Here is a 20,522-nt window from a genome sequence, read left to right as displayed (position 1 = left end):
AAGCCATAGTGGCTTACAACACATCACTACAATAAGGACAAAACCCCTACGATTTTTGCAACAATCTATCCGCGTAACGCGTAGCCAGCTCAAGATCAAACCCACACTCAACAAACGCCCTAATGACATCCTGTCGTGTCAAATTAGGAGTCCGCTGTAAAAAACCATACAGCCACTGATGCAGCACTGTTCGAGGCCTGCCAATGCGCGATGCCAACTCAGTTTTAGTTTGCTGTACAACGTCAAGCAGGTAAAAGTACATGTCTGGAGGCATTTCCCCACGCCTACCGCCCAGCGTTAAAGCCAAGTCGTTCAAGCCCCGCATAAAGGAGGTTTGGATGAGATTTGTGCGCAGTGTCACATGCGCTGGCGTGACTCTGGTAGCGATGCCCTTAATAACATTCTGAGTATGTTCGGCGTTACATGCCCGTGTGCGCGCATCCTTTGCGTGCAAGGCTCCCTTTAGGAAGCGAGCCAGGCGGATAGCAAGCTTCCGAGCGTCGGGAAAATAGTTGCCTTCATCTTTGGTGAATACCTCCACGGCCGATACTAACAAGCGATAGTCGTCTTCCCTCATGGCAGTACAAACCTGGCCCATGCCTGCATCAACTCAGCGCGACGAGATAGCATATCACTGCGCTGATATGCAGCCTCAACAGCGCTACCAAGAGCATGGGCTAAAGACGCTTCGGCTAAGGCCCTATCGCGCCCGTTGTCTGCACACCAGTCGCGGAATGACGATCTAAACCCATGCGCAGTAACACCTGAACCCATATCACGCAGCAGCTTCGTCAACGCCATATCACTTAGCACCCCGCCTTTTCGTGGCGATGGAAACACGAACGCATCCCCGTCGGGAGTTTCTGGTCTCAACGCATCGACAATAGCGCGCGCTTGCAGGCTCAATGGAACTCGGTGCACTCGGCCGGACTTCATCCTAGAGGCAGGAACAGTCCACAGGTTGCCCTCAACTTCGCCCCAAACCATACCTCTGACCTCGCCCGACCGCCCTGCGGTAAGAATCGTGAAAGCCAGTGCCTGAGCCGATATGCCTTCACGCTTTCCCAATAAGACCATAAACGACGGGACTTCACTCCATCGCATGGCAGCATGGTGCCCACGCCTGCCCGCTACGCCCTGACGCTTTGGCATCGGCGGTAATGCCGCCTTAAGTTTTGCATTTGGTGCAGCGGGATTGCGCAGACCGTCGGGCCTCCAGCCGTGCGCCTCGGCATAATCCAGCACAGTTTCGATGCGACCACGTAACCTACGGGCCGTTTCTTGTTTGACGTGCCAAAGGGGATCGAGAACAGCGACGATCTGAGCATGGCCGATCTCACCACAAGGCATTTCACCGAGAATAGGATAAGCATATTGGGTCAGTGTGTTACGCCATTGCTGCGCATGCTTGGCATTGCGCCAACGCGCTTCGTTTGCTGCGACGCAAGCCTCGGCAGCCTGAGCGAAAGAGCGTACATTCCGCGCCTCTCGTGCCGCAGCGACAGCTGCCGCCTGCCGGACCTCTCGTTCAACCTTGGTGTCTATCCCCGCTCGCGCACGATCACGCATCTCTGCAGCCTTCTGACGAGCTTCGCCCAGCGCTACAGCAGGGTAGCCCCCTAGTCCGCGCTCAACGCGCTTGCCATTAATCGTCGTGCGCAGCGTCCACGACACAGCTCCTTTCGGAGCAATGCGCAAGTACAAGCCAGCAGCACCGCCAACGGCGTAAGCACCAACCTTACCACCTTGGGCTAGGGACCTTATCTGTAATGAGGTAAGTTTTTCAACCATTTTTCAACCCGTGAATTTTGCGCTGTACTGATTCACAATGGTTGAAATAGTATGCCTCCTGATTCACTTTGTCTAGAGCCTATGAGGCTTTTCGTTTTTAGTTCTAATGCGAATCAAAGGTAATTGGCGGACAGAGAGGGATTCGAACCCTCGATACGCTATGAACGTATACACGCTTTCCAGGCGTGCGCCTTCAACCGCTCGGCCACCTGTCCTAAATTGGCGCAATAAAGCGCCAAGTCCGCTATCATAACAGCAAAGCTAATTAAAAGGCAAATTAAGCGTCGGCTTTTACAAAAACTACGATTTAGTCTGGCTAACGCTTAACATACGCTCTACATAGCGGGCGATAGCGTCGACCTCGATGTTAACGCGGCTTCCCACTTGCAGATGCTTTAATGTGGTCACTTCTACCGTATGAGGAATCAAATTGATGCTGAACTCACAGCTATCAACATGATCCATTACCTCGTTCACCGTCAGGCTGACGCCATTGACCGTAACTGACCCCTTGTACGCAAAATACTTAGCAAAGGCCCGGTCAATGGTAATAGACAGCAACCAGGATTCACCCACTGGCTCCAAACGACTAACGGTGGCCACACCGTCCACGTGCCCTAGCACCATGTGCCCGTCTAAACTGTCGCCTAAGCGCAGCGAGTGCTCTAAATTCACCTCGGCAATATCGTCTAAACCTGCCGTACGGTTTAGGCTTTCTCGCGAAATGTCTACGCTAAAAGCGTCGTCGTACAGCTCAACAACGGTCATGCAAGCGCCTTGCATCGCGATAGAGTCACCCAACTTCGTCTGCGTTAACGGCAGCCCGCCAGCTTGTACATATAAGCGCAGGCCAGCTTCTGCATTCTGAGCGTCAAGTGGCGTAATGCGCTCGATACGCCCGACGGCGCTAACAATACCTGTAAACATAATTTCTTTACCTAAAAAAACACCTGTAACGCCAACGCTCTACACATGAAGCGAGGTCGCTTTTACGGCCTGTTGTAATGCTTCCCAGCGAGAGGGCTCTTGCAATAAGAGGCGTACATCGGGGCCAATTTTGCACATGTCGCTAAACTCAAATCGCTGAGCATCCGCCAAACGTTCAAGTGCAGGCAATTGGGCTACAGGCATTCCTGAGCCAATCAACATCGGCGCTAAATACAGCAGTAGTTGGTCCACACAACGTTGCGTTAATAGGGCCCCGCTAAGCGTGGCCCCAGCCTCGACATGAATCTCGTTAATGGCTTGTTCACGTAAAAAAAGCAGTAAATCACGTAGATCCACCTGCCCTTGCGGAGTAGCACCTAGTATTATCACTCTGGCATTCAAATCCGCCAATTGTGCCGTTTTCTCGGGTTTGCGTGCCGTGGTGAATATCCACACCGGATCCCCATTAAAAATCGCCGCTTCAGGGCTAATTTTAAACGTCGAATCAACAACAGCGCGTAGCGGCTGACGTACCGTATCGATACCACGTACATTCAACAACGGATTGTCATCCGTCACTGTACCGATACCACTTAAGACCATACACGAGCGAGCACGCCAATGATGCCCATCGGCGCGAGCCGCGGCGCTAGTAATCCACTGCGATTGTCCGTTTGTTAAGGCGCTACGCCCATCAACCGAGGCAGCCAGCTTTAACCACATAAAAGGTTGCTGATTGAGCATCCGAGAAACAAAGCCCGGATTTAACGTAAGCGATTCAGTTGCGCATAACCCCACATCCACTTGAATACCCGCTGCACGTAAAGCCTTAATACCTTTACCGGCCACAAGCGGATTGGGATCAACTAAAGCGACTACGACTCGATTAGGCTGTGCTTGCAACAAGGCATCGACGCAAGGAGGCGTCTTGCCATAATGACTGCAGGGTTCTAGCGTGACGTAGACCGTACATTGACTAAGATCGGCGCCATTGTGCTTCGCTTGCTGAAGCGCAACGATTTCAGCATGAGGCCCTCCGACACGCTGCGTAGCCCCTGCTCCGACTAACTGATCATTTTCTACGATTACACAACCCACCCGAGGATTAGGTGATGTTAAATACAGCACACTTTGTGCCATGCTCAACGCCGCCTGCATCCACTTTTGATCTTGTTGTTCTGTCGTCATCATGTATGCTCAGCGCTACTTTTTAGACTTGGCCGGCGAGTCTTGCATCTCATCAATGGCCTGAACGAACTCTCGGATGTCATTAAAGCTTTTATAGACGGAAGCAAATCTAACATAAGCCACCTGATCAAGCTTCTTTAGCTCATCCATGACCAACTCACCAATGCGTTCGGTGGTGATCTCTCGACCACCGCTTACCAGTAAGCGCTCGGTAATGCGGGTAACCGCCGCGTCCACATCAGCACTGGCCACTGATCGTTTACGCAACGCTAGATCTAGGCTTGCCCGAAGCCGAGAAACGTCGAACTCCATACGGCTTGCATTGCGCTTCACAACGGTGGGCATCAATAGATCTGCCCGCTCATAGGTCGTAAAACGACGATCACAGGCTACACAGCGCCTGCGACGCCGAATCGCATCACCTTCTTCTAAGACTCTGGAGTCTATAACTTGGGTGTCTTCATTACTACAGAACGGACATTTCATTAAGTTAAATAGGCCCCGTTGGGGGCCATTGGGTACTACGGCTTAGCGATAAACAGGCAAACGTGCGGTTAACTCGTTAACACGACGGCGCACTTCTTCGATATTAGCCGTATCAGTTGGGTTATCAAGCACGTCTGCGATCAAATTCGCAGTAAGCTCGGCTTCGGCTTCTTTAAAACCGCGGGTGGTCATGGCGGGCGAACCTAAACGTATGCCGCTTGTGACAAACGGCGACTCGGGATCGTTAGGGATCGCGTTTTTGTTAACCGTAATATGCGCTTCGCCCAACACACGCTCGGCCTCTTTACCGGTAATGCCTTTAGAGCGCAGATCCACCAGCATCACGTGGCTTTCTGTTTTACCTGAAACAATACGCAAACCACGCTTAACCAAAGTGCGCGCTAAGACGTCAGCATTTTTAACCACTTGCTGAGCATAGTCACTAAAACTTGGTTCTAGGGCCTCTTTGAACGCCACTGCTTTCGCAGCAATCACGTGCATAAGTGGACCGCCCTGAATACCGGGGAAAATAGCAGAGTTAATGGCTTTCTCGTGCTCGGCTTTCATCATAATGACGCCGCCACGTGGGCCGCGCAATGATTTATGGGTCGTTGAGGTGACAAAATCAGCATGCGGGACGGGGTTAGGATAAGCACCACCTGCGACAAGACCCGCGTAGTGTGCAATATCAACCATAAACAAGGCGCCGTTTTCGTGTGCAATACGAGCCATACGCTCGAAATCGATATGCAAGGAATAGGCAGAGGCCCCACCTACAATTAGCTTAGGCTTATGCTCTTTAGCAAGGGCCTCAAGCTGATCGTAATCCAGCACTTCGTTGGCATCCAAACCATAGGAAATAAAATTATAAAGCTTACCTGAAGCATTAACCGGCGAGCCGTGAGTTAAGTGACCACCCTCGGCCAAACTCATACCAAGCACAGTATCGCCCGGCTTTAGCACAGCCATGTATACCCCTTGGTTGGCCTGAGAGCCTGAGTTGGGCTGTACGTTAGCGGCTTCTGCACCAAAGAGCTTCTTCAAGCGATCAATTGCTAACTGCTCGACCACATCTACGTGTTCGCAACCGCCATAGTAGCGTCGCCCTGGATAGCCTTCAGCATACTTATTAGTCAGCTGGGTACCTTGCGCTTGCATGACGGCAGGGCTGGCATAGTTTTCTGAAGCGATAAGTTCGATATGTTGCTCTTGGCGTATATCTTCTTTTTGGATTGCATCCCAAAGGTCTGGGTCAGCAATATTCAGCGTACGTGAACGGTCAAACATGAGAGATCCTAACTAAATAAAGAAGCAAAGATAAGTACGCATTCTAGCGCTTAAGCACAACAAACGTGACATAAAGAAAGGCGTAACGCTATTTAATGCGTCGAAAAACGTAAATCCTACAGTTGAGTGAAGTGCCTAACACGCTAAGATGAAGTTTATTCATACTACAGGGCTTCGACGCACTTGGGATTAAGCGTATAGGTTCCGTAGACACTGGCTTGAGCCAACACATGGGGCCTAATTGCCTCGTTAAGTTGCGGGCCAGTAAAGCGACCTTGCAACGGCACCTCATCAATATCTAAGGCGTAAACCGTAAAATAGTAGCGATGAATTAAGGCATCGTTCCAAGGTGGACATGGCCCATCGTAGCCGAAGTAATCGCCATTCATGTCGTGGTCTTGGGCAAAAAACGAGCTGAAGTCATTAAGCCCCTGCCGGGTATCATCAAGAGCCAAGGGCCCCGCTTTACCTTTAGGCGTAATCCCGCTGGAATAAGCCCCTTCTTGTATTGCGGTTGTCTCGGCAGGCAAATCAATAAGCACCCAATGATAAAAATCGCCACGAGGCACCGAGACAGAGATCTCACGCCCGGGTTGATTCACATCATCAAAACTCGTGGGGGCATCGAGATCCACACACATCACAACAAAAGAACGTGTGCCTTCTGGCGCCCCTGACCAATGCAAATGGGGGTTACGGTTTTCGGCTAGCGCCACATGCTTAACGTCATCGATACGTCCAAAAGCAAGACGCTCGGGTAGAGGGCTAGCATTCTGAAAAGAGTCGCTGCGAAGTTGCATGATCAGCTCCGATATCAATGAATAGTGACTCGGGCAAAACGACGTTTGCCCACTTGCAAAACGTAGGTACCTGATTGTACTTGCAGAGCCTTGTCCTCAATACGGTTACCGTCTAGTCGAACGCCGCCTTGTTCGATATTACGGTGGGCTTCACTGCCCGATGAAACCAGACCGGCTTCGCGTAATAACTTAACAATACCGATAGGAGCTTCAGCAATGCTCACCTCAGGCATGTTCTCCGGAATCTCGCCGTGACGAAAACGCGCTTCAAAATTACGTAACGCTTGCTCGGCGTCGTTTTCCGAGTGGAAGCGAGTAATAATCTCTTGCGCTAACGCCACCTTAATATCACGTGGATTGGCACCTTGGGTAACGCTATCACGATAATCTTGAATCTGCGCGATAGACTTGAAGGAGAGTAGCTCGTAGTAATCCCACATCAAGCTATCAGAAATGGACATCAACTTACCAAACATAGAGTCTGGCGCCTCTGTGATTCCAATGTAGTTATTCTTGGATTTAGACATTTTCTCAACGCCATCCAAACCCACCAATAGCGGCATGGTTAACACGCACTGTTGCTCTTGTCCGTACTCTTTCTGTAACTCACGACCTACCAACACGTTAAATTTCTGATCCGTACCCCCTAGCTCTAGGTCGGCTTTTAACTGAACCGAATCGTAGCCCTGTAAAAGCGGGTAAAGAAATTCATGTACGGATATCGGCGTATGAGAAGCAAAGCGTTTGGTAAAGTCGTCGCGCTCCATCATACGAGCAACGGTATAGCGCGAAGCCAATTGAATAATGCCTCGAGCGCCAAGTTGATCACACCACTCGGAGTTATAACGAACTTCCGTTCTTTCTGGATCAAGCACTAAACTGGCTTGTTGATAATACGTTTCAGCATTCGCTTTCACCTGTTCGGGCGTCAGCGGTGGGCGAGTACTATTGCGCCCACTTGGGTCACCAATAGTCGATGTAAAGTCGCCAATCAAAAAGATTACGGTATGACCCAAATCTTGAAGTTGACGCATCTTATTGAGCACCACCGTATGGCCCAGATGTATATCAGGTGCTGTTGGATCTAGCCCTAATTTAATACGCAGCGGCGTACCAGTAGACTGGCTACGAGCCAGCTTTTTCACAAACTCCGCCTCGACGATAAGTTCGTCGCAACCACGTTTGACGATATCTAATGCTGCCTGAACTTCAGATGGGATGGAGACTTCGGTGCTAGACATGATTGACCTAAAAAACTATTGCTTTAAAATACTCGATTAATCGCGCTGAATGCGCTAGGATAACGTGCGATTGACTAATTTGCACGTTACCTGCAGCAAGTTGAGTTCAATCTTTCAATTTTAACAGAATGACGCCATACACCTCAGTGAAGTGTAGGGTCATTCCGTTTTCAGTTTTAAAGCTCCGCGTTGCCTCGGGCCTTGCCCGTTACGCAATTTTTCTGATAAAAACGCACACCTAGGTTTTGGTTACATGCTTAATAAAGGGTCTACCGGCGCCTCAGCCACCCCCCAGCGTACCACTAGCAGAGCAACTCGCCTCGTACAAAAAGGCCTACTTTTTGTGGCTCTCGGTTTATTTGCAGGTGCCGCAGCAGTCGCGGTCAAGCCTCCCGCCCCTAGCAACGAACCAGTTATTTTCCAAGCGCGCACCACGCTCGATCTTCCCCACTCTTTCGATAGTCTAAGCAATAGCTTTTCCGAGCCCTTCATCAGCGAGACTCGTATTCGTCGCGGTGACACCTTGGCCGCCCTATTGCAACGTTTAGACATTCGAGCCGAGGGGTTACAACAGTTTTTAACGCATCATGAAGATGCCCGATCCATTTACAAACTGTACCCAGGTCGAGCTATCCAAGCGGCATTAGACGATAACAATCAGTTGCAGTGGCTACGCTATCACCACACTCCCTCGGCCACCGAAAATGGCAGACCTGTCTCTCGTTGGCTTGAGGTTCGTCCTAATGGCGAAGGCTCTTACGTCGCCACCGAAGATTACGTCGCCGCGGCGCCCCATATACAAATGGCTGAAGCCGTTATCAGCTCTTCGTTATTTGGCGCTACCGATGGCGCCGGAATACCCGACGGCATTGCTATGCAAATCCCCGAGGTCCTAAGCAGTAAAGTGGATTTCTTGCGCGACCTACGCAAAGGAGATCGCTTGCGGGTGGTTTACGAGACTTACAGTCAAGACGGACAGCAAGTGGGTTCAGGCCGACTACTGGCTTTAGAGTTTGAAAATCAAGGCACAGTACACGAAGCCTTATGGTTTACTGACGATAGCGGTAAAGGTAGCTATTACGATTTTGACGGTCAAAGTTTGCAAGGTGCTTTTTTACGCACCGCCTTAAAGTTCACACGCATTAGCTCTACCTTTGGCGGGCGACGTCACCCTATACATGGCAATTGGCGCAGCCACAATGGTGTGGATTACGCCGCGCCCACAGGCACACCCATTCACGCCACTGCTGACGGCGTTGTTGAGTCCATTGGTAATCAGCGTGGGTACGGTAAAACCATCGTTCTGAAGCATCACGGTAGCTACACCACCCTGTACGCTCACCAAAGCCGCTTCGCTAAAGGCTTACGCAAAGGAGACCGCGTAGAGCAAGGCCAGTTAATTGGCTACGTGGGTTCCACAGGATGGGCCACTGGACCTCATTTGCACTACGAGTTCAGAGTTGCCGGCAAGCCCATTGATCCACTGTCTGTGGACCTACCCGTTGCTCGAACGCTAGAGCCGACTCAGCAAAAAGCCCTTAACGTCGAGGTGAGCAAGTATAAAACGCAACTTGCCTTACTTAAAGGCTATCAAGACAGTGCTCTATTGGCGGCTGCTCAATAAATAAATAATAAAACGCCGTGCTTGCACGGCGTTTTTATTCGTCGCTATGAATCAAAATTTGTACATAGGATTAATGTCTGGAACCAGCATGGACGGCGTTGACGCTGTACTTGCCGACTTTAGTTCCTCACATCAACCTGAAGTCTTAGGCTCGGTTTCCCTTTCCATACCCGACGATCTACGCGAACAGCTGCTAAGGTTAAATCAAGCTAGCGAGAACGAACTAGAGCTCGCTTACTTGGCGGCCAACGAGCTGGCCGTACTTTATGCGCAGACCTGCCAACGTCTTCTTGCACAACACCAACTAGAGCCTCAAAACATTCAAGCCATTGGCGCCCATGGCCAAACCGTTCGGCACCGCCCCGAATTAGGTTATAGCGTTCAACTGAATTCGCCAGCGCTACTTGCTGAGCTTAGCCAAATTGATGTCATCGCTGATTTTAGAAGTCGTGACATTGCCGCCGGAGGCCAAGGCGCCCCATTAGTACCTGTGGTGCACCAAGGCCTATTTCAGGTGGCACACGAGCGGGTCATTCTAAACCTAGGGGGTATTGCCAACATCAGCATCTTAAGTCCTAATAAGCCCTTAGTAGGCTTTGATACAGGGCCCGCTAACATGCTGATGGATTACTGGGCTCAACAACACCTAGGGCTGCATTACGATGCCAATGGTGATTGGGCAAAAGGCGGTAAAATCCTACCTAACTTATTAGCTGGCATGCTAAATGAGCCTTGGTTTACGTTACCCCCGCCCAAATCAACAGGACGCGATCTTTTTAACGCGGTGTGGTTACACGAACAACTTGAACAACACGCACAGCACGCCGCCGCACAAGACGTGCAAGCGACCCTGATGGCTCTGACGATACACAGCACCAGTGACGCCATTAAGCGCTACGCAGCCGAAGCATCAGAAGTGTTAGTTTGTGGGGGAGGTGCTTTGAATACGACCTTGCTGCAGAAGCTGGAAGACAGCTTAAACATACCCGTACAAAGCACGCAAGCGGTGGGCATACCTCCTCAAGAGGTTGAGGCCCTCGCCTTTGCCTGGCTGGCCTATGCCCATAAAAACAAAATTAAAGCGAGCGCTCCGGAAGTAACGGGAGCGCGTCATGCGTCGCTGTTAGGCGCTTGCTATCCGGCTTAAATCGTAAACGACGAACCGCAACCACATGTTGTGCTCGCGTTAGGGTTGCGAATAACAAACTGCGCGCCGTCTAAATCGTCTTTATAGTCGATTTCTGCGCCCACCAAATACTGAAAGCTCATTGGGTCTACCAATAAGTGAACCCCGCTTTTATCAATAGTGGTGTCATCGTCGTTAACGACATCATCAAAGGTAAAACCGTACTGAAACCCCGAGCAACCGCCACCTTGGACGAATACACGCAGTTTCAAATCAGGATTACCTTCTTCTAACAATAAATCACGCACTTTCTCGACTGCTGCATCACTAAAAAGTAACGGGGCAGGAGGCGCTTGTAGATCTACAGATTCGGTTAATGTGCTCATAAGATACTCCAACAGTGGAACACTGCAACTATTTTAAGCTTTTCACAATCACTTGTCGCCTAGGGCATCGTAATGTCGATATCACGTGAGGCACGCAATGTAGTACCTTCGTAAATATGAACCGTGAGTGACTGTGGAATAACGTTATCGGGGATCGCTAACCAGCCCCCGCTACGGTTGAACTGGTCAAAGCTCAGCTCGAAACTACTATCTCCTGCGGCAGCACCATCTTCCTCTAACAGCGTTGGGTCGATGGCATTTGCCTGCTCGGATAATTCTTTAGCGGCGCGCAAGGTGAGCGTGACCGCCTTACCGTCTTGAATACCTTTAGCCGTAAAGCTAAGCGTACCCTCAAATGGCTTATCACCCGCTGCGTTTCGCTGTAACAATAACCGATAGCGTAACAGATGACCCACGACTTCCACATCGAAAGCCCTAATACTTATGGCGCCTTGCGGACCCGGTGGCAGTAGCTTTTGATAAAAAGCGAGCTGCTCTTGCAGACGGCCAATTTCTTTTTGCCCCTGCTGCAGACTGGACTCTAAGCCTTTGATCGTGCTTTGCTCGATAACAAGCTGACCTCTCAGAGTATCACTTTCTGCTTGCTCAACAACGATACGCTCGTTTAATTTTTGAATTTCTTCATGCGGATACTCGGGCATAGGGGTAGATGTGGTGGTAAACAACCACACTAGTATTGCACCTACGCCCGCCCCGATGATAAATGCCAGCAACGCACCCATGCCACGCCACACAGAGGGGCTGGCGTTGGTTGCGGAAGAGTCGGAGGAATGTTTCGTCATAGCTTAAAGACCGTAGCTAAGGGAATCAGTTCCCGACCCAAGGGTATTAACACAACATTACGGGACGATGGCTACGTGCTCTAATCCCGTATGCTCAGCCAAGCCAAACATTAAATTCATGTTTTGTACCGCCTGCCCCGCCGCGCCTTTCACCAGATTATCTTGTACCACTAAAATAACGAGCTGATCGCCGTTGCCCGGACGCTGCACCGCAATACGCACATTATTCGTTGCTCGTACCGAACGCGTTTCCGGCAAAACACCTGCTGGCAAAACGTCAATAAAGCGTTCGTTTGCGTAGCGCTTCTCGAATAACGCTTGAAAATCAGCCTCTAAGGCCTCGGGCTGTATGCGCGCGTAGATCGTGGCAAACATACCGCGCACCATCGGCACGAGATGCGGCACAAAGGTCAAGCCTACCTCGTCGCCATGCAACGCTTTTAACTGCTCTTTAATTTCAGGTAAATGACGATGCCCACCCACATTGTAGGCACGGAAACTATCGCTGGTTTCGGAGAACAAGATAGCCTGCGCTGCTGTACGGCCCGCCCCTGAAACACCGGATTTACAGTCAGCGATAATATGATTCGTATCGATGAGCTTTTGCCCATTCTCGATAAGAGGCAATAAGCCCGTGATAACCGTAACAGGATAACAACCCGGATTGCCCACTACTTTGGCATCACGAATTCGCTCGCGATTTACCTCGACCAAACCATATACGGACTCTTTCAGAACATCGGGGCAAGCATGAGGCATTTTGTACCACTGCTGAAATACCTGCGTGTCTTGCAGTCGGAAATCAGCCGCCAAATCAATAATTTTAACGCCGTGCTTGAGTAAGTTTTTGGTTTCGCTCATGGCCACGCCATGTGGCGTAGCAAAAAACACCACATCACACTCCTCAAGCTTCGCTTCGTCGGGCGATTGAAAACTGATATTGATATGCCCGCGCAGATTGGGAAACATATCTGCCACTGGTAGACCACTTTCTTGGCGAGACGTTACTGCGACGATATTTGCATTCGGGTGTTGCGCCAAAAGACGTAGTAACTCTACCCCCGTGTAACCTGTAGCACCCACAATACCAATGTTGATTGGATCTGAAACCGTTGTAGCCATAGTGAATCCCCATTTGTGCAAGCATGCACCTATTATGCAATAAATAAAAACGGGCTAAGCGTAAAGAGGGATATTTTCAACGCAAGCTTAGGCCCATACAACAAAACCCCGGCAAGGCCGGGGTTTTGTTGTCGATGAATGGCGACCAGCGCCACCCCAACAGTATTAGCGCTTGCTGAACTGTTTGCGACGACGTGCTTTGTGGAAACCCACTTTTTTACGTTCAACGCTACGAGCATCGCGAGTCACTAAACCAGCTTGTTTCAATGCTGTTTTAAGTGTTTCGTCGAAGTCGATCAACGCACGTGTAATACCGTGACGAACCGCACCAGCCTGTCCGCTTTCACCACCACCGTGTACATTAACCTTGATATCAAATGACTCTAGGTGTTCTGTCAGGGCAAGCGGTTGACGCACAATCATGCGACCCGTTTCACGAGCAAAATACTCATCTACAGGCTTACCGTTAACAACGATAGCGCCTGTACCTTTTTTGATAAATACGCGAGCAACTGACGATTTGCGTCGTCCGGTGCCGTAATTCCAATTACCGATCATGACCTGTCCTTAGATTTCCAGCGGTTTGGGCTGCTGTGCTGAGTGAGGGTGCTCGGCGCCAGCATAAACCTTAAGTTTCTTGGCCATGGCATAACCCAGTGGGCCCTTAGGCAGCATGCCCTTAACGGCTTTCTCGATAGCACGACCGGGGAAGCGCTCTTGCATGCGCTCGAAGTTGATTTCGCGAATACCACCTACATAACCAGTATGACGGTAGTAAATTTTGTCTTGGGTTTTATTACCCGTAACGCGAATATCAGCTGCATTGATGATGATAATGTAATCGCCGGTATCCACGTGCGGAGTAAATTCAGGTTTGTGCTTGCCACGTAGGCGACGTGCGACTTCGCTGGCCACACGACCCAGGACTTTGTCCTTGGCATCGATCACAAACCACTCACGCCGGACTTCATGCGGCTTGGCCACAAAGGTCTTCATGATGGTTCCTAATAATATAAAAACGCCTACATCACAATGATGTACGGCTGGGTTGCTTTAACCATAATTGCCAAGACGTTATGAATCGCCCGTGCAGTCTGTGTGCCCTTGTGCTATGTGATTTACAAACCACCCCAAAGAGACAAACGTTGGCTAAAACCGGATAATTCTACCATGTTAATTGCAGGCTGGCGAGAAAAAATCCCTATGTATTTTACACATAGGGGTTGAATCACAACAACTTAGGAGCGGCGGCGATTCGCCAAAGCCATGCCCAGATAGTTATCAAATGAGCCCTCTGCCACACGGAACCATGGCACAAGCTCGTCACGGAAAGACATATAGCTATCGTGAATCTTTTTGAACATGGGGTCTTTATCGCAGAACTCTTGGTAGAGCTCGTTTGATGCTTCAAAAGACGCGTCCATAACGTCACGCGGGAACGCTTTGAGCAAGGCTCCGCCTGCAATGAGACGACGTAACGCTCCAGGGCTTTGCGTATCGTAAGTGGTCAGCATTTTATTGGCTGCAGCGCGAGCACATGTCGACACCACGGACTGATACTGTTTCGGCAAATTCGCATACGCTTCGTCATTAATATAGAGCGAAACCTGCGCAGAACCTTCCCACCACCCTGGGTAGTAATAATATTTAGCGACTTTCTGGAAGCCGAGCTTCTCGTCGTCCACCGGACCAACGAACTCTACAGCGTCCAAGGTGCCCTTTTCTAGCGATGGGTAAATATCACCGGGTGGTACTTGTTGGGGCACAACACCCAAGCGCGCAAGCACCTCGCCAGCGAAGCCCGCTGTACGCATTTTCAAACCTTTAAGGTCTTCAATGGAGTTGATTTCTTTACGGTACCAACCGCCCATTTGCGTACCGGTATTTCCAAAGGGAAAGTTCACAATGTTGCGGGTAGCAAAAAGCTCGCGTAGCAATGTTAAGCCCTCGCCCTCGTACATCCACGCATCAAGCTGGCGCGAGTTCAGACCGAAAGGAACGGCTGTATCAAAACTAAAAGAGGGATCTTTACCGTAGAAATAATATGAAGCGGTTTGCCCTGCTTCAACGGTGCCATTACCGACGGCATCCATCACCTCGAAACCAGGAACGATTTCACCTGCAGGATATAGACGGATGGAGAAGTTGCCATCAGTGGCCTCTTCAACCATTTTCACAAACAACTGCGCGGTACCATATAAGGCAGGCGTTGTTGGCCCGTAGGTGGAAGTCATCTTCCAGTTAACTTTAGGGTTGCCTTGCGCAATAGCAGGAGCGGCAAAGGCCGCTGTACCTGCTACCGCACCCACACCCGCCTTCTTCAAAAATGAACGGCGCTCCATAGTGCTGAATCTCCTTGGGTTCAATAGCGTACGCCGAATAGGTGGCGACTGAGGCTGAATCATACACCGGCTAAACCATGGGTGTAATAAGGATAAACCTAAGTTTTTGTGCTCACTTAACGGCGTCGTGTTTTTAAATGCTTAACTACCGGCAATGGCCATTTGCTCGATAAGAATAGAGCCAGCGCTTTTAGAGCCCCGCGTTTGGGTATCCGCACCAACGGCCACGATACGCTGGAACATGTCTGCTAAATTTCCAGCGATTGTTATTTCTTCCACAGCGTGTTGGATTTCACCATTTTCTACCCAGTACCCAAAGGCACCGCGGGAGTAGTCTCCCGTCACGTAGTTGACGCCCTGTCCAATCAATTCGGTAACCAATAGGCCTGTCCCCAGCTTCTGCAGCATCGCCTCGAAATCATCCTCAGCCTTAGTTAGCTTCGACACCAATCGCAAATTATGTGACCCGCCGGCGTTACCTGTGCTGGTCATTCCCAATTTCCGTGCGGTGTAGCTGGATAAGAAATACCCTTCAAGCGTGCCATTCTCTACAACGGTACGGGCCTGAGTGCGCACGCCTTCGCTATCGAAAGGCACGCTGCCCATGCCTGCTTTTACGTGTGGGTTTTCGAACACACTAAGATGTTTTGCTAAAACACGTTTACCCAAGCTATCGAGTAAAAAAGTGCTTTTACGATAAAGCGCTCCACCGCTCGTAGCCTGCACCAGCGAACCAAGTAGCCCTACAGCCAATGGCGCCTCGAAGAGCACAGGGTAGTTACCCGTTTTAATACGACGCGCCGATAGGCGAGCCAACGTGCGTTTGGCCGCATAGGCTCCGATAGACTCCGGCGCAGCCAACTGCGAAGCTTGGCGCGCAGCGCTATACCAATAGTCTCGCTGCATGGCTTCTGCCGACCCAGCGATGGGCGAAACCGAAAGGGAATGACGGCTATACGGGTAGCCACCTAAAAAACCGCGACTATTTCCCAACACAAAATGACCTTCATAACTATCGAGCGAAGCCCCCTCACTATTCTCAATGGCATCGCTATAGTCCAAGGCGGCGCGCTCTGCCCGTAAGGCCAATTGCTGCGCTGTGTTTGCATTAAGCTGCCACGGGTGATAGAGCTGTAAGTCGGGGTAATCAAGAGCGAGAAACTCTGCTTCCGGAAGCCCCGCAGCCGAGTCTTCAGCCGTGTGCTTTGCGATGTGCCATGCGGCTGCAACCGTTTCTTTTAGCGCTTTGGGGGCAAAATCAGAGGTCGATGCTGTACCTCGTTTTAAGCCATCAAACACGGTGATGGCTAAGCCGCGATCACGCGTTTGCTCAACCGTTTCCAAATCAAGATTTCGCACCGACACCGATAGTCCACGATTTTCAGAGACTTCCACGGCCGCATCGGAAGCGCCCAGTTTTTTAGCGTGTGCCAAGGCGTCGCTGACCAACTCGCAGAAGCGAAATTGGTTCTCAGAGATAGGTAAATTAGAAATGAATGGTTCGCTCATTGATACTCTTTAAGGTTAGGCGGTTATGATAGCCAATTGGCGACAATTTTTTTATTCTTTTATGTCCGAACGTAATTTAGAACCCGATGAAAACGGCTATTTCGGCCCAAGCAAGTCACAAGTCAAGCGTGAAATGCTGGCTTTAGTTGACTTAGGCAAACAGCTCATCGACTTGTCAGATGACAAGTTACGCCAACTTAAACTCGAAGACAAACTGTACACGGCTATTAAAGACGCCCGAAGTATAACTGCACGTGAAGCCAAACGACGCCAAGTGCATTATGTGGGCAAGCTGTTACGCAATGAAGACGCTGCAGCGATAACGCATCAGCTCGACATCTGGGAGAATGGCTCTAAAGAGCAAGCGCGCGCCATGCATCGCCTTGAAGCATTACGCGATCTACTCATGCGTAGCGATGACGCCCTGACCGAATTTTTCGATACCTACGAGCAAGTGAATGTGCAAGAGTTTCGCACATTAGTCCGCTCGGCCCGACGCGAGGCACAGCAGAATGAAGCCCTGCCAGAAGGTCGAGAGCCCGTCCGTAAACACTATCGAAGCCTGTTTCAAGCCATTAAAACCATCGTAGCTTAACCGGAGTATTCATGACCCCACTACTTGAATGCGTAGAAATAGAAACCGCAGCCAACCCTGAATTCTCAGTCATTTGGCTTCACGGTCTCGGTGCCGACGGGAATGATTTTGCACCCATCGTTCCTGAGCTAACTCTGCCTCAAGATACCGCTATCCGTTTTGTTTTCCCCCATGCTCCTGTGCAGCCCGTGACCATTAACGGCGGAATGGCAATGCGCTCATGGTACGACATCTACATGGCCGACCTCGTGCGTCAAGAAGACGAAAGCGGCCTGCGTGCCTCTCAGCTCGCTGTACAAGACTTAATTGCCCGTGAGAATGCCCGCGATATTCCCACCGAACGCATTGTGCTTGCTGGCTTCTCACAGGGCTGTGCAATGACCTTGCAAACCGGCCTACGACTGGAAGAATCACTGGCTGGCATGATTTGCCTGTCCGGCTATTTACCGCTAGCTAAAAAAGCGGAAAGCGAACGCCATAAAGCCAATCAAGACACGCCTATCTTTATGGCTCACGGCACACAAGACACGGTGGTGCCCTTAGCTCGCGCCGAAGACTCTAAACAACTATTGGATGAATTAGGCTACAACGTCCAATGGCACACCTACCCAATGCCGCACGCGGTGTGCGCTGAAGAAATTGCCGACATCTCTGATTTCTTAAGAAAAGTCTTAGTGAAATAGCAGCTTAAGCGGCTAATGATCAACGGTTTCATCACGCAGCCGCAACCACACTTGACGTAGAGTGGGATCTTCTCGGTCTCGCTCTACGGTGAACGACAAGCTTTGCATCAACCTAAGCATGGCCGTGTTCTTTGCTAATACGTAGCCATTGATGTAGTGCAAACCTTGATGCTTGGCGGCAAGAATTAAACCCTGCATCAGCCGCGTTCCCAAGCCACACCGCTGCCAATCGTCGGCGATCACCAAGGCGTACTCTGCGCCTAAGCCGTCGTTATTACGCAGGTAATGCGCAAACCCCACCACGCTTTCGTGTAAGCGCCCTCGGTCTTTAGGGTTTGGCGTCATGACTGTGGCTACAAGCGCAAGCTCTCGATCGTAATCAATACGGGTATAGCGCGACAGCATTTTAGGACTTAGCTCGCGCATCATCGATACGAACCGCATATAACGCGACTCAAACGACAACGCCCGCACAAACTCTTGTAAGGCTTGAGCATCTTCTGGCCGTATGGGCCGCATTAGCCACGTGGTTCCGTCAGCGTTATGTTGCTCTTGAACCAAGTGCCGAGGATAAGGGTGAATTGCCAAGTGCGCGTATCCCGTCGCTGGGGCCATGTTACCGCTTGAGCTCTCTGCCAAGCCTATACGTATGTGAGTTGAATATAAGTTGCGGCCATCAGCGGTTAGGGGGTCGATGGTCACCGACTCGATATCGGGAAGCTCGCTCACTAACTCGGAGATTCGCTCTAAGCTGTCTTTCAATGCCTCCAGCACTGTAGGGCTAAGTTGCTTTTCATACACGGCGGCCCATCCTGAACAGCGCTCTAATAATTGACGTGCTAACACCCGATTTAAAGGCGGCAGCTCGAGATTACGATAATTAGTGGCGGCTCCTGAGTCGGGCCCTCCTGGGCTAACACTGAAATACGGCCCCAATTGAGCCTGCCTACGCACACGTATTGATAAGGGGCTTAACTCTGCCTCAACACGTTTATCTTCGTATTGTTTCGCCCCTACAAGCTGTATAGGAATATGAAAATAGGACAGCAACGAACGGATATCAGCCTCGCCTAATTGGCGCTGCGCTTGATGAATGCGTGCTTCGACCAACGCACGCGCCTCCGCTAACTGAGGCGCCATACTGAGGGGGTCAGCAGGCAACACCTGCTGAGCAACAACCTGTCCATAATGATAAGAAGCCAGTAAATCAAAGGCATTGGCAGCCGTATCGGGGGTACGGAAAGCAGGCACGCCGGCATCATCTAAACGGTAGCGAAGAGGTCGCATACTGCGCTCGCCGGTTAAGCAACTTAAGATGGGTTTACGTAACTGTTGTGTCAACTCAACCAACACTTGGGTCACAGAAGCCAAGTCAGATAATGGATCAGGGGCCAACAACACCAATATGCCATCAACATTCTCATCAGCGTTTAAGCTTAGCAACACGTCACGAAGCCGTTCCCCATTCAATGCGGCATAAGTGATGACCGGATTGGTTAATTTATCCCCGCTGCCCAACTGTTCCGATAATGCTTTGATGGTGTGTGGCTGCAGGGTAGCTAAATGAGAGGTCTTTCCGCGTCGAATGACCTCGGCAGCAAGCCCCGCTGCGCCCTCGCCGTTACTCAACAGCGCCAATCGACCGCCTTTAGGTCGTCGCGCATACACCAACACTTTTAATGCCGAAAACAACTGCACAAAATAATGTATGCGCACCGCCCCTACCCGCCGTACCAAGGCCTCGAACACCGCATGGCGCTCAGGCGAATCATTGGTATTCACCGCATCAATAGGCAGTATGACCACGGGTTTCACAGCGGCAGCGGCATGCAAAGCACTGCTAAACTTACGAGCTGAAACGGTGTCATCGGCGATCACGGCGATGCTATTGGTGCGAGGGTCAACGGCAAAAAAACCAAGCACGTCCACCAAAGAAATATCGATTTCTGCGCCTAAAGACACCACACAAGAAAAACCAGCGCCCACATCATCAGCCCAATCCAGTACCGCCGCACTTAAGCTGCGAGACTGAGACAACAACGCCACTTTTGCATTGGCAGCCAAGGTTGGTGTCAAGCTGGCATTCAGCCCCAAAGCAGGCCGCTGTATCCCAAAAGCGTTCGGCCCGATGACATAGCAACGATGCGCGCTGGCCCATTGCCGCACTAACGCCATCGTTTGCGCTTGGTGCTCAATGCCCTCAGAATTCGCCAAAAGCAACAAGGCCCGCGGCTGCCAAGATGCTAAACGCTCTAAAACTGTTGCTAAAGCACTCTGCTTAAGACTCAAAACCACCAAATCCAAACGATGGCTCGGCTCAAGAAACGCTAAGGTCTTTGGTAAAGCCCATTCTGGTGAGTCATCGTACTTAAAAAAAGCATAACGCCCAGCCAAAGCCGAGGTCTCGGTTAACACGTGCGGCATCTCGCGATCCGCAATGACCACCAATGAACGAGGTTCAAAAAAGGCCGCTAAGCGATGGCGATAAGAGAACATTCACTTCCCTAAAAAAGAAAAACCACGACAGAAAGGGCCAGACTCTGTTTACTATCTTAAAATACAAACATCGCAGACTATACCTATGCATGGCTAACAATCGACAGCCTAGGTCT

Annotated in this window: 20 protein-coding genes and 1 tRNA gene; 4 read left to right on the top strand and 17 right to left on the bottom strand. The window is 50.6% G+C overall.

Annotation, left to right across the window (positions count from 1 at the left end; genetic code table 11):
- Positions 1-46: 46 nt before the first annotated feature.
- From AC2UZI_RS12395 to tyrS, 9 genes are all read right to left on the bottom strand, one after another.
- Complete coding sequence (locus tag AC2UZI_RS12395; protein ID WP_486944188.1) at positions 47-577, bottom strand: hypothetical protein; 531 nt, start codon at positions 575-577, stop codon at positions 47-49.
- Positions 574-1,791 (bottom strand): tyrosine-type recombinase/integrase, encoded by a 1,218-nt coding sequence (locus tag AC2UZI_RS12390; protein ID WP_486944187.1) that lies wholly within the window; start codon positions 1,789-1,791, stop codon positions 574-576. Before AC2UZI_RS12390 ends, AC2UZI_RS12395 begins: the two co-directional genes overlap by 4 nt.
- 124 nt (positions 1,792-1,915) lie before the next feature.
- A tRNA-Ser gene (locus AC2UZI_RS12385) sits at positions 1,916-2,006 on the bottom strand.
- Positions 2,007-2,091: 85 nt separating this feature from the next.
- Positions 2,092-2,718, bottom strand: a complete 627-nt coding sequence (locus AC2UZI_RS12380; protein ID WP_486944186.1) for a riboflavin synthase — start codon at positions 2,716-2,718, stop codon at positions 2,092-2,094.
- 39 nt (positions 2,719-2,757) lie between these two features.
- Positions 2,758-3,909 carry a bifunctional diaminohydroxyphosphoribosylaminopyrimidine deaminase/5-amino-6-(5-phosphoribosylamino)uracil reductase RibD gene (gene ribD / locus AC2UZI_RS12375; protein ID WP_486944185.1) on the bottom strand — a complete coding sequence of 384 codons (1,152 nt, stop codon included), beginning with the start codon at positions 3,907-3,909 and terminating at the stop codon, positions 2,758-2,760.
- A gap of 12 nt (positions 3,910-3,921) precedes the next feature.
- Positions 3,922-4,392, bottom strand: coding sequence for a transcriptional regulator NrdR (gene nrdR / locus AC2UZI_RS12370; RefSeq protein ID WP_486944184.1), 471 nt, complete (start codon positions 4,390-4,392; stop codon positions 3,922-3,924).
- Between the two features lie 42 nt (positions 4,393-4,434).
- Positions 4,435-5,679 carry a serine hydroxymethyltransferase gene (glyA, locus tag AC2UZI_RS12365; RefSeq protein WP_486944183.1) on the bottom strand — a complete coding sequence of 415 codons (1,245 nt, stop codon included), beginning with the start codon at positions 5,677-5,679 and terminating at the stop codon, positions 4,435-4,437.
- 164 nt (positions 5,680-5,843) lie between these two features.
- The gene (locus tag AC2UZI_RS12360; RefSeq protein WP_486944182.1) at positions 5,844-6,479 is read right to left on the bottom strand and encodes a YbhB/YbcL family Raf kinase inhibitor-like protein; all 636 of its coding nucleotides are present in this window, start codon (positions 6,477-6,479) and stop codon (positions 5,844-5,846) included.
- A gap of 14 nt (positions 6,480-6,493) precedes the next feature.
- Positions 6,494-7,720, bottom strand: a complete 1,227-nt coding sequence (tyrS, locus tag AC2UZI_RS12355) for a tyrosine--tRNA ligase (RefSeq protein ID WP_486944181.1) — start codon at positions 7,718-7,720, stop codon at positions 6,494-6,496.
- A gap of 253 nt (positions 7,721-7,973) precedes the next feature.
- Here tyrS and AC2UZI_RS12350 point away from each other — a divergent pair, with 253 nt between their 5' ends.
- Positions 7,974-9,344 carry a peptidoglycan DD-metalloendopeptidase family protein gene (locus AC2UZI_RS12350; RefSeq protein WP_486944180.1) on the top strand — a complete coding sequence of 457 codons (1,371 nt, stop codon included), beginning with the start codon at positions 7,974-7,976 and terminating at the stop codon, positions 9,342-9,344.
- A 46-nt stretch (positions 9,345-9,390) separates the two neighbouring features.
- The gene (locus tag AC2UZI_RS12345; protein WP_486944179.1) at positions 9,391-10,491 is read left to right on the top strand and encodes an anhydro-N-acetylmuramic acid kinase; all 1,101 of its coding nucleotides are present in this window, start codon (positions 9,391-9,393) and stop codon (positions 10,489-10,491) included.
- Here the strand turns inward: AC2UZI_RS12345 and erpA are convergent.
- From erpA to pmbA, 7 genes are all read right to left on the bottom strand, one after another.
- Positions 10,488-10,856: an iron-sulfur cluster insertion protein ErpA gene (gene erpA / locus AC2UZI_RS12340; protein ID WP_486944178.1), complete on the bottom strand. Its 369-nt coding sequence runs from the start codon at positions 10,854-10,856 to the stop codon at positions 10,488-10,490. The two genes, AC2UZI_RS12345 and erpA, sit on opposite strands and share 4 nt — an antisense overlap.
- A gap of 59 nt (positions 10,857-10,915) precedes the next feature.
- The gene (locus AC2UZI_RS12335) at positions 10,916-11,659 is read right to left on the bottom strand and encodes a DUF6776 family protein (RefSeq protein WP_486944177.1); all 744 of its coding nucleotides are present in this window, start codon (positions 11,657-11,659) and stop codon (positions 10,916-10,918) included.
- A gap of 57 nt (positions 11,660-11,716) precedes the next feature.
- Positions 11,717-12,781, bottom strand: coding sequence for an N-acetyl-gamma-glutamyl-phosphate reductase (argC, locus tag AC2UZI_RS12330; protein ID WP_486944176.1), 1,065 nt, complete (start codon positions 12,779-12,781; stop codon positions 11,717-11,719).
- Positions 12,782-12,946: 165 nt separating this feature from the next.
- Positions 12,947-13,339, bottom strand: a complete 393-nt coding sequence (rpsI, locus tag AC2UZI_RS12325) for a 30S ribosomal protein S9 (RefSeq protein WP_486944175.1) — start codon at positions 13,337-13,339, stop codon at positions 12,947-12,949.
- 9 nt (positions 13,340-13,348) lie between these two features.
- Complete coding sequence (gene rplM / locus AC2UZI_RS12320; protein WP_486944174.1) at positions 13,349-13,777, bottom strand: 50S ribosomal protein L13; 429 nt, start codon at positions 13,775-13,777, stop codon at positions 13,349-13,351.
- 242 nt (positions 13,778-14,019) lie between these two features.
- Complete coding sequence (locus tag AC2UZI_RS12315; RefSeq protein ID WP_486944173.1) at positions 14,020-15,123, bottom strand: TRAP transporter substrate-binding protein; 1,104 nt, start codon at positions 15,121-15,123, stop codon at positions 14,020-14,022.
- Between the two features lie 141 nt (positions 15,124-15,264).
- Complete coding sequence (pmbA, locus tag AC2UZI_RS12310; protein ID WP_486944172.1) at positions 15,265-16,632, bottom strand: metalloprotease PmbA; 1,368 nt, start codon at positions 16,630-16,632, stop codon at positions 15,265-15,267.
- A gap of 61 nt (positions 16,633-16,693) precedes the next feature.
- Here pmbA and yjgA point away from each other — a divergent pair, with 61 nt between their 5' ends.
- Both yjgA and AC2UZI_RS12300 read left to right on the top strand, forming a co-directional pair.
- On the top strand, positions 16,694-17,227 hold the full coding sequence (gene yjgA, locus AC2UZI_RS12305; RefSeq protein WP_486944171.1) for a ribosome biogenesis factor YjgA: 534 nt from the start codon (positions 16,694-16,696) through the stop codon (positions 17,225-17,227).
- Between the two features lie 11 nt (positions 17,228-17,238).
- Entirely contained in the window at positions 17,239-17,910 is a 672-nt protein-coding gene (locus AC2UZI_RS12300) for an alpha/beta hydrolase (protein WP_486944170.1), read from the top strand.
- Positions 17,911-17,922: 12 nt separating this feature from the next.
- Here the strand turns inward: AC2UZI_RS12300 and AC2UZI_RS12295 are convergent, their stop codons facing one another.
- Complete coding sequence (locus tag AC2UZI_RS12295) at positions 17,923-20,406, bottom strand: bifunctional acetate--CoA ligase family protein/GNAT family N-acetyltransferase (protein ID WP_486944169.1); 2,484 nt, start codon at positions 20,404-20,406, stop codon at positions 17,923-17,925.
- Positions 20,407-20,522: the final 116 nt, after the last annotated feature.

This window comes from Paenalcaligenes sp. DL 463 (assembly GCF_057475185.1).
Note: the sequence above shows the minus strand (reverse complement) of the source record. Positions and strands in the feature narration are given on the sequence as shown.

What these genes read in the sequence shown, in the direction of transcription:
- AC2UZI_RS12395 (WP_486944188.1), bottom strand. Translation starts at nt 577, where the DNA reads ATGAGGGAAGACGACTATCGCTTGTTAGTATCGGCCGTGGAGGTATTC.
- AC2UZI_RS12390 (WP_486944187.1), bottom strand. Translation starts at nt 1,791, where the DNA reads ATGGTTGAAAAACTTACCTCATTACAGATAAGGTCCCTAGCCCAAGGT.
- AC2UZI_RS12380 (WP_486944186.1), bottom strand. Translation starts at nt 2,718, where the DNA reads ATGTTTACAGGTATTGTTAGCGCCGTCGGGCGTATCGAGCGCATTACG.
- ribD (WP_486944185.1), bottom strand. Translation starts at nt 3,909, where the DNA reads ATGATGACGACAGAACAACAAGATCAAAAGTGGATGCAGGCGGCGTTG.
- nrdR (WP_486944184.1), bottom strand. Translation starts at nt 4,392, where the DNA reads ATGAAATGTCCGTTCTGTAGTAATGAAGACACCCAAGTTATAGACTCC.
- glyA (WP_486944183.1), bottom strand. Translation starts at nt 5,679, where the DNA reads ATGTTTGACCGTTCACGTACGCTGAATATTGCTGACCCAGACCTTTGG.
- AC2UZI_RS12360 (WP_486944182.1), bottom strand. Translation starts at nt 6,479, where the DNA reads ATGCAACTTCGCAGCGACTCTTTTCAGAATGCTAGCCCTCTACCCGAG.
- tyrS (WP_486944181.1), bottom strand. Translation starts at nt 7,720, where the DNA reads ATGTCTAGCACCGAAGTCTCCATCCCATCTGAAGTTCAGGCAGCATTA.
- AC2UZI_RS12350 (WP_486944180.1), top strand. Translation starts at nt 7,974, where the DNA reads ATGCTTAATAAAGGGTCTACCGGCGCCTCAGCCACCCCCCAGCGTACC.
- AC2UZI_RS12345 (WP_486944179.1), top strand. Translation starts at nt 9,391, where the DNA reads ATGAATCAAAATTTGTACATAGGATTAATGTCTGGAACCAGCATGGAC.
- erpA (WP_486944178.1), bottom strand. Translation starts at nt 10,856, where the DNA reads ATGAGCACATTAACCGAATCTGTAGATCTACAAGCGCCTCCTGCCCCG.
- AC2UZI_RS12335 (WP_486944177.1), bottom strand. Translation starts at nt 11,659, where the DNA reads ATGACGAAACATTCCTCCGACTCTTCCGCAACCAACGCCAGCCCCTCT.
- argC (WP_486944176.1), bottom strand. Translation starts at nt 12,781, where the DNA reads ATGGCTACAACGGTTTCAGATCCAATCAACATTGGTATTGTGGGTGCT.
- rpsI (WP_486944175.1), bottom strand. Translation starts at nt 13,339, where the DNA reads ATGATCGGTAATTGGAATTACGGCACCGGACGACGCAAATCGTCAGTT.
- rplM (WP_486944174.1), bottom strand. Translation starts at nt 13,777, where the DNA reads ATGAAGACCTTTGTGGCCAAGCCGCATGAAGTCCGGCGTGAGTGGTTT.
- AC2UZI_RS12315 (WP_486944173.1), bottom strand. Translation starts at nt 15,123, where the DNA reads ATGGAGCGCCGTTCATTTTTGAAGAAGGCGGGTGTGGGTGCGGTAGCA.
- pmbA (WP_486944172.1), bottom strand. Translation starts at nt 16,632, where the DNA reads ATGAGCGAACCATTCATTTCTAATTTACCTATCTCTGAGAACCAATTT.
- yjgA (WP_486944171.1), top strand. Translation starts at nt 16,694, where the DNA reads ATGTCCGAACGTAATTTAGAACCCGATGAAAACGGCTATTTCGGCCCA.
- AC2UZI_RS12300 (WP_486944170.1), top strand. Translation starts at nt 17,239, where the DNA reads ATGACCCCACTACTTGAATGCGTAGAAATAGAAACCGCAGCCAACCCT.
- AC2UZI_RS12295 (WP_486944169.1), bottom strand. Translation starts at nt 20,406, where the DNA reads ATGTTCTCTTATCGCCATCGCTTAGCGGCCTTTTTTGAACCTCGTTCA.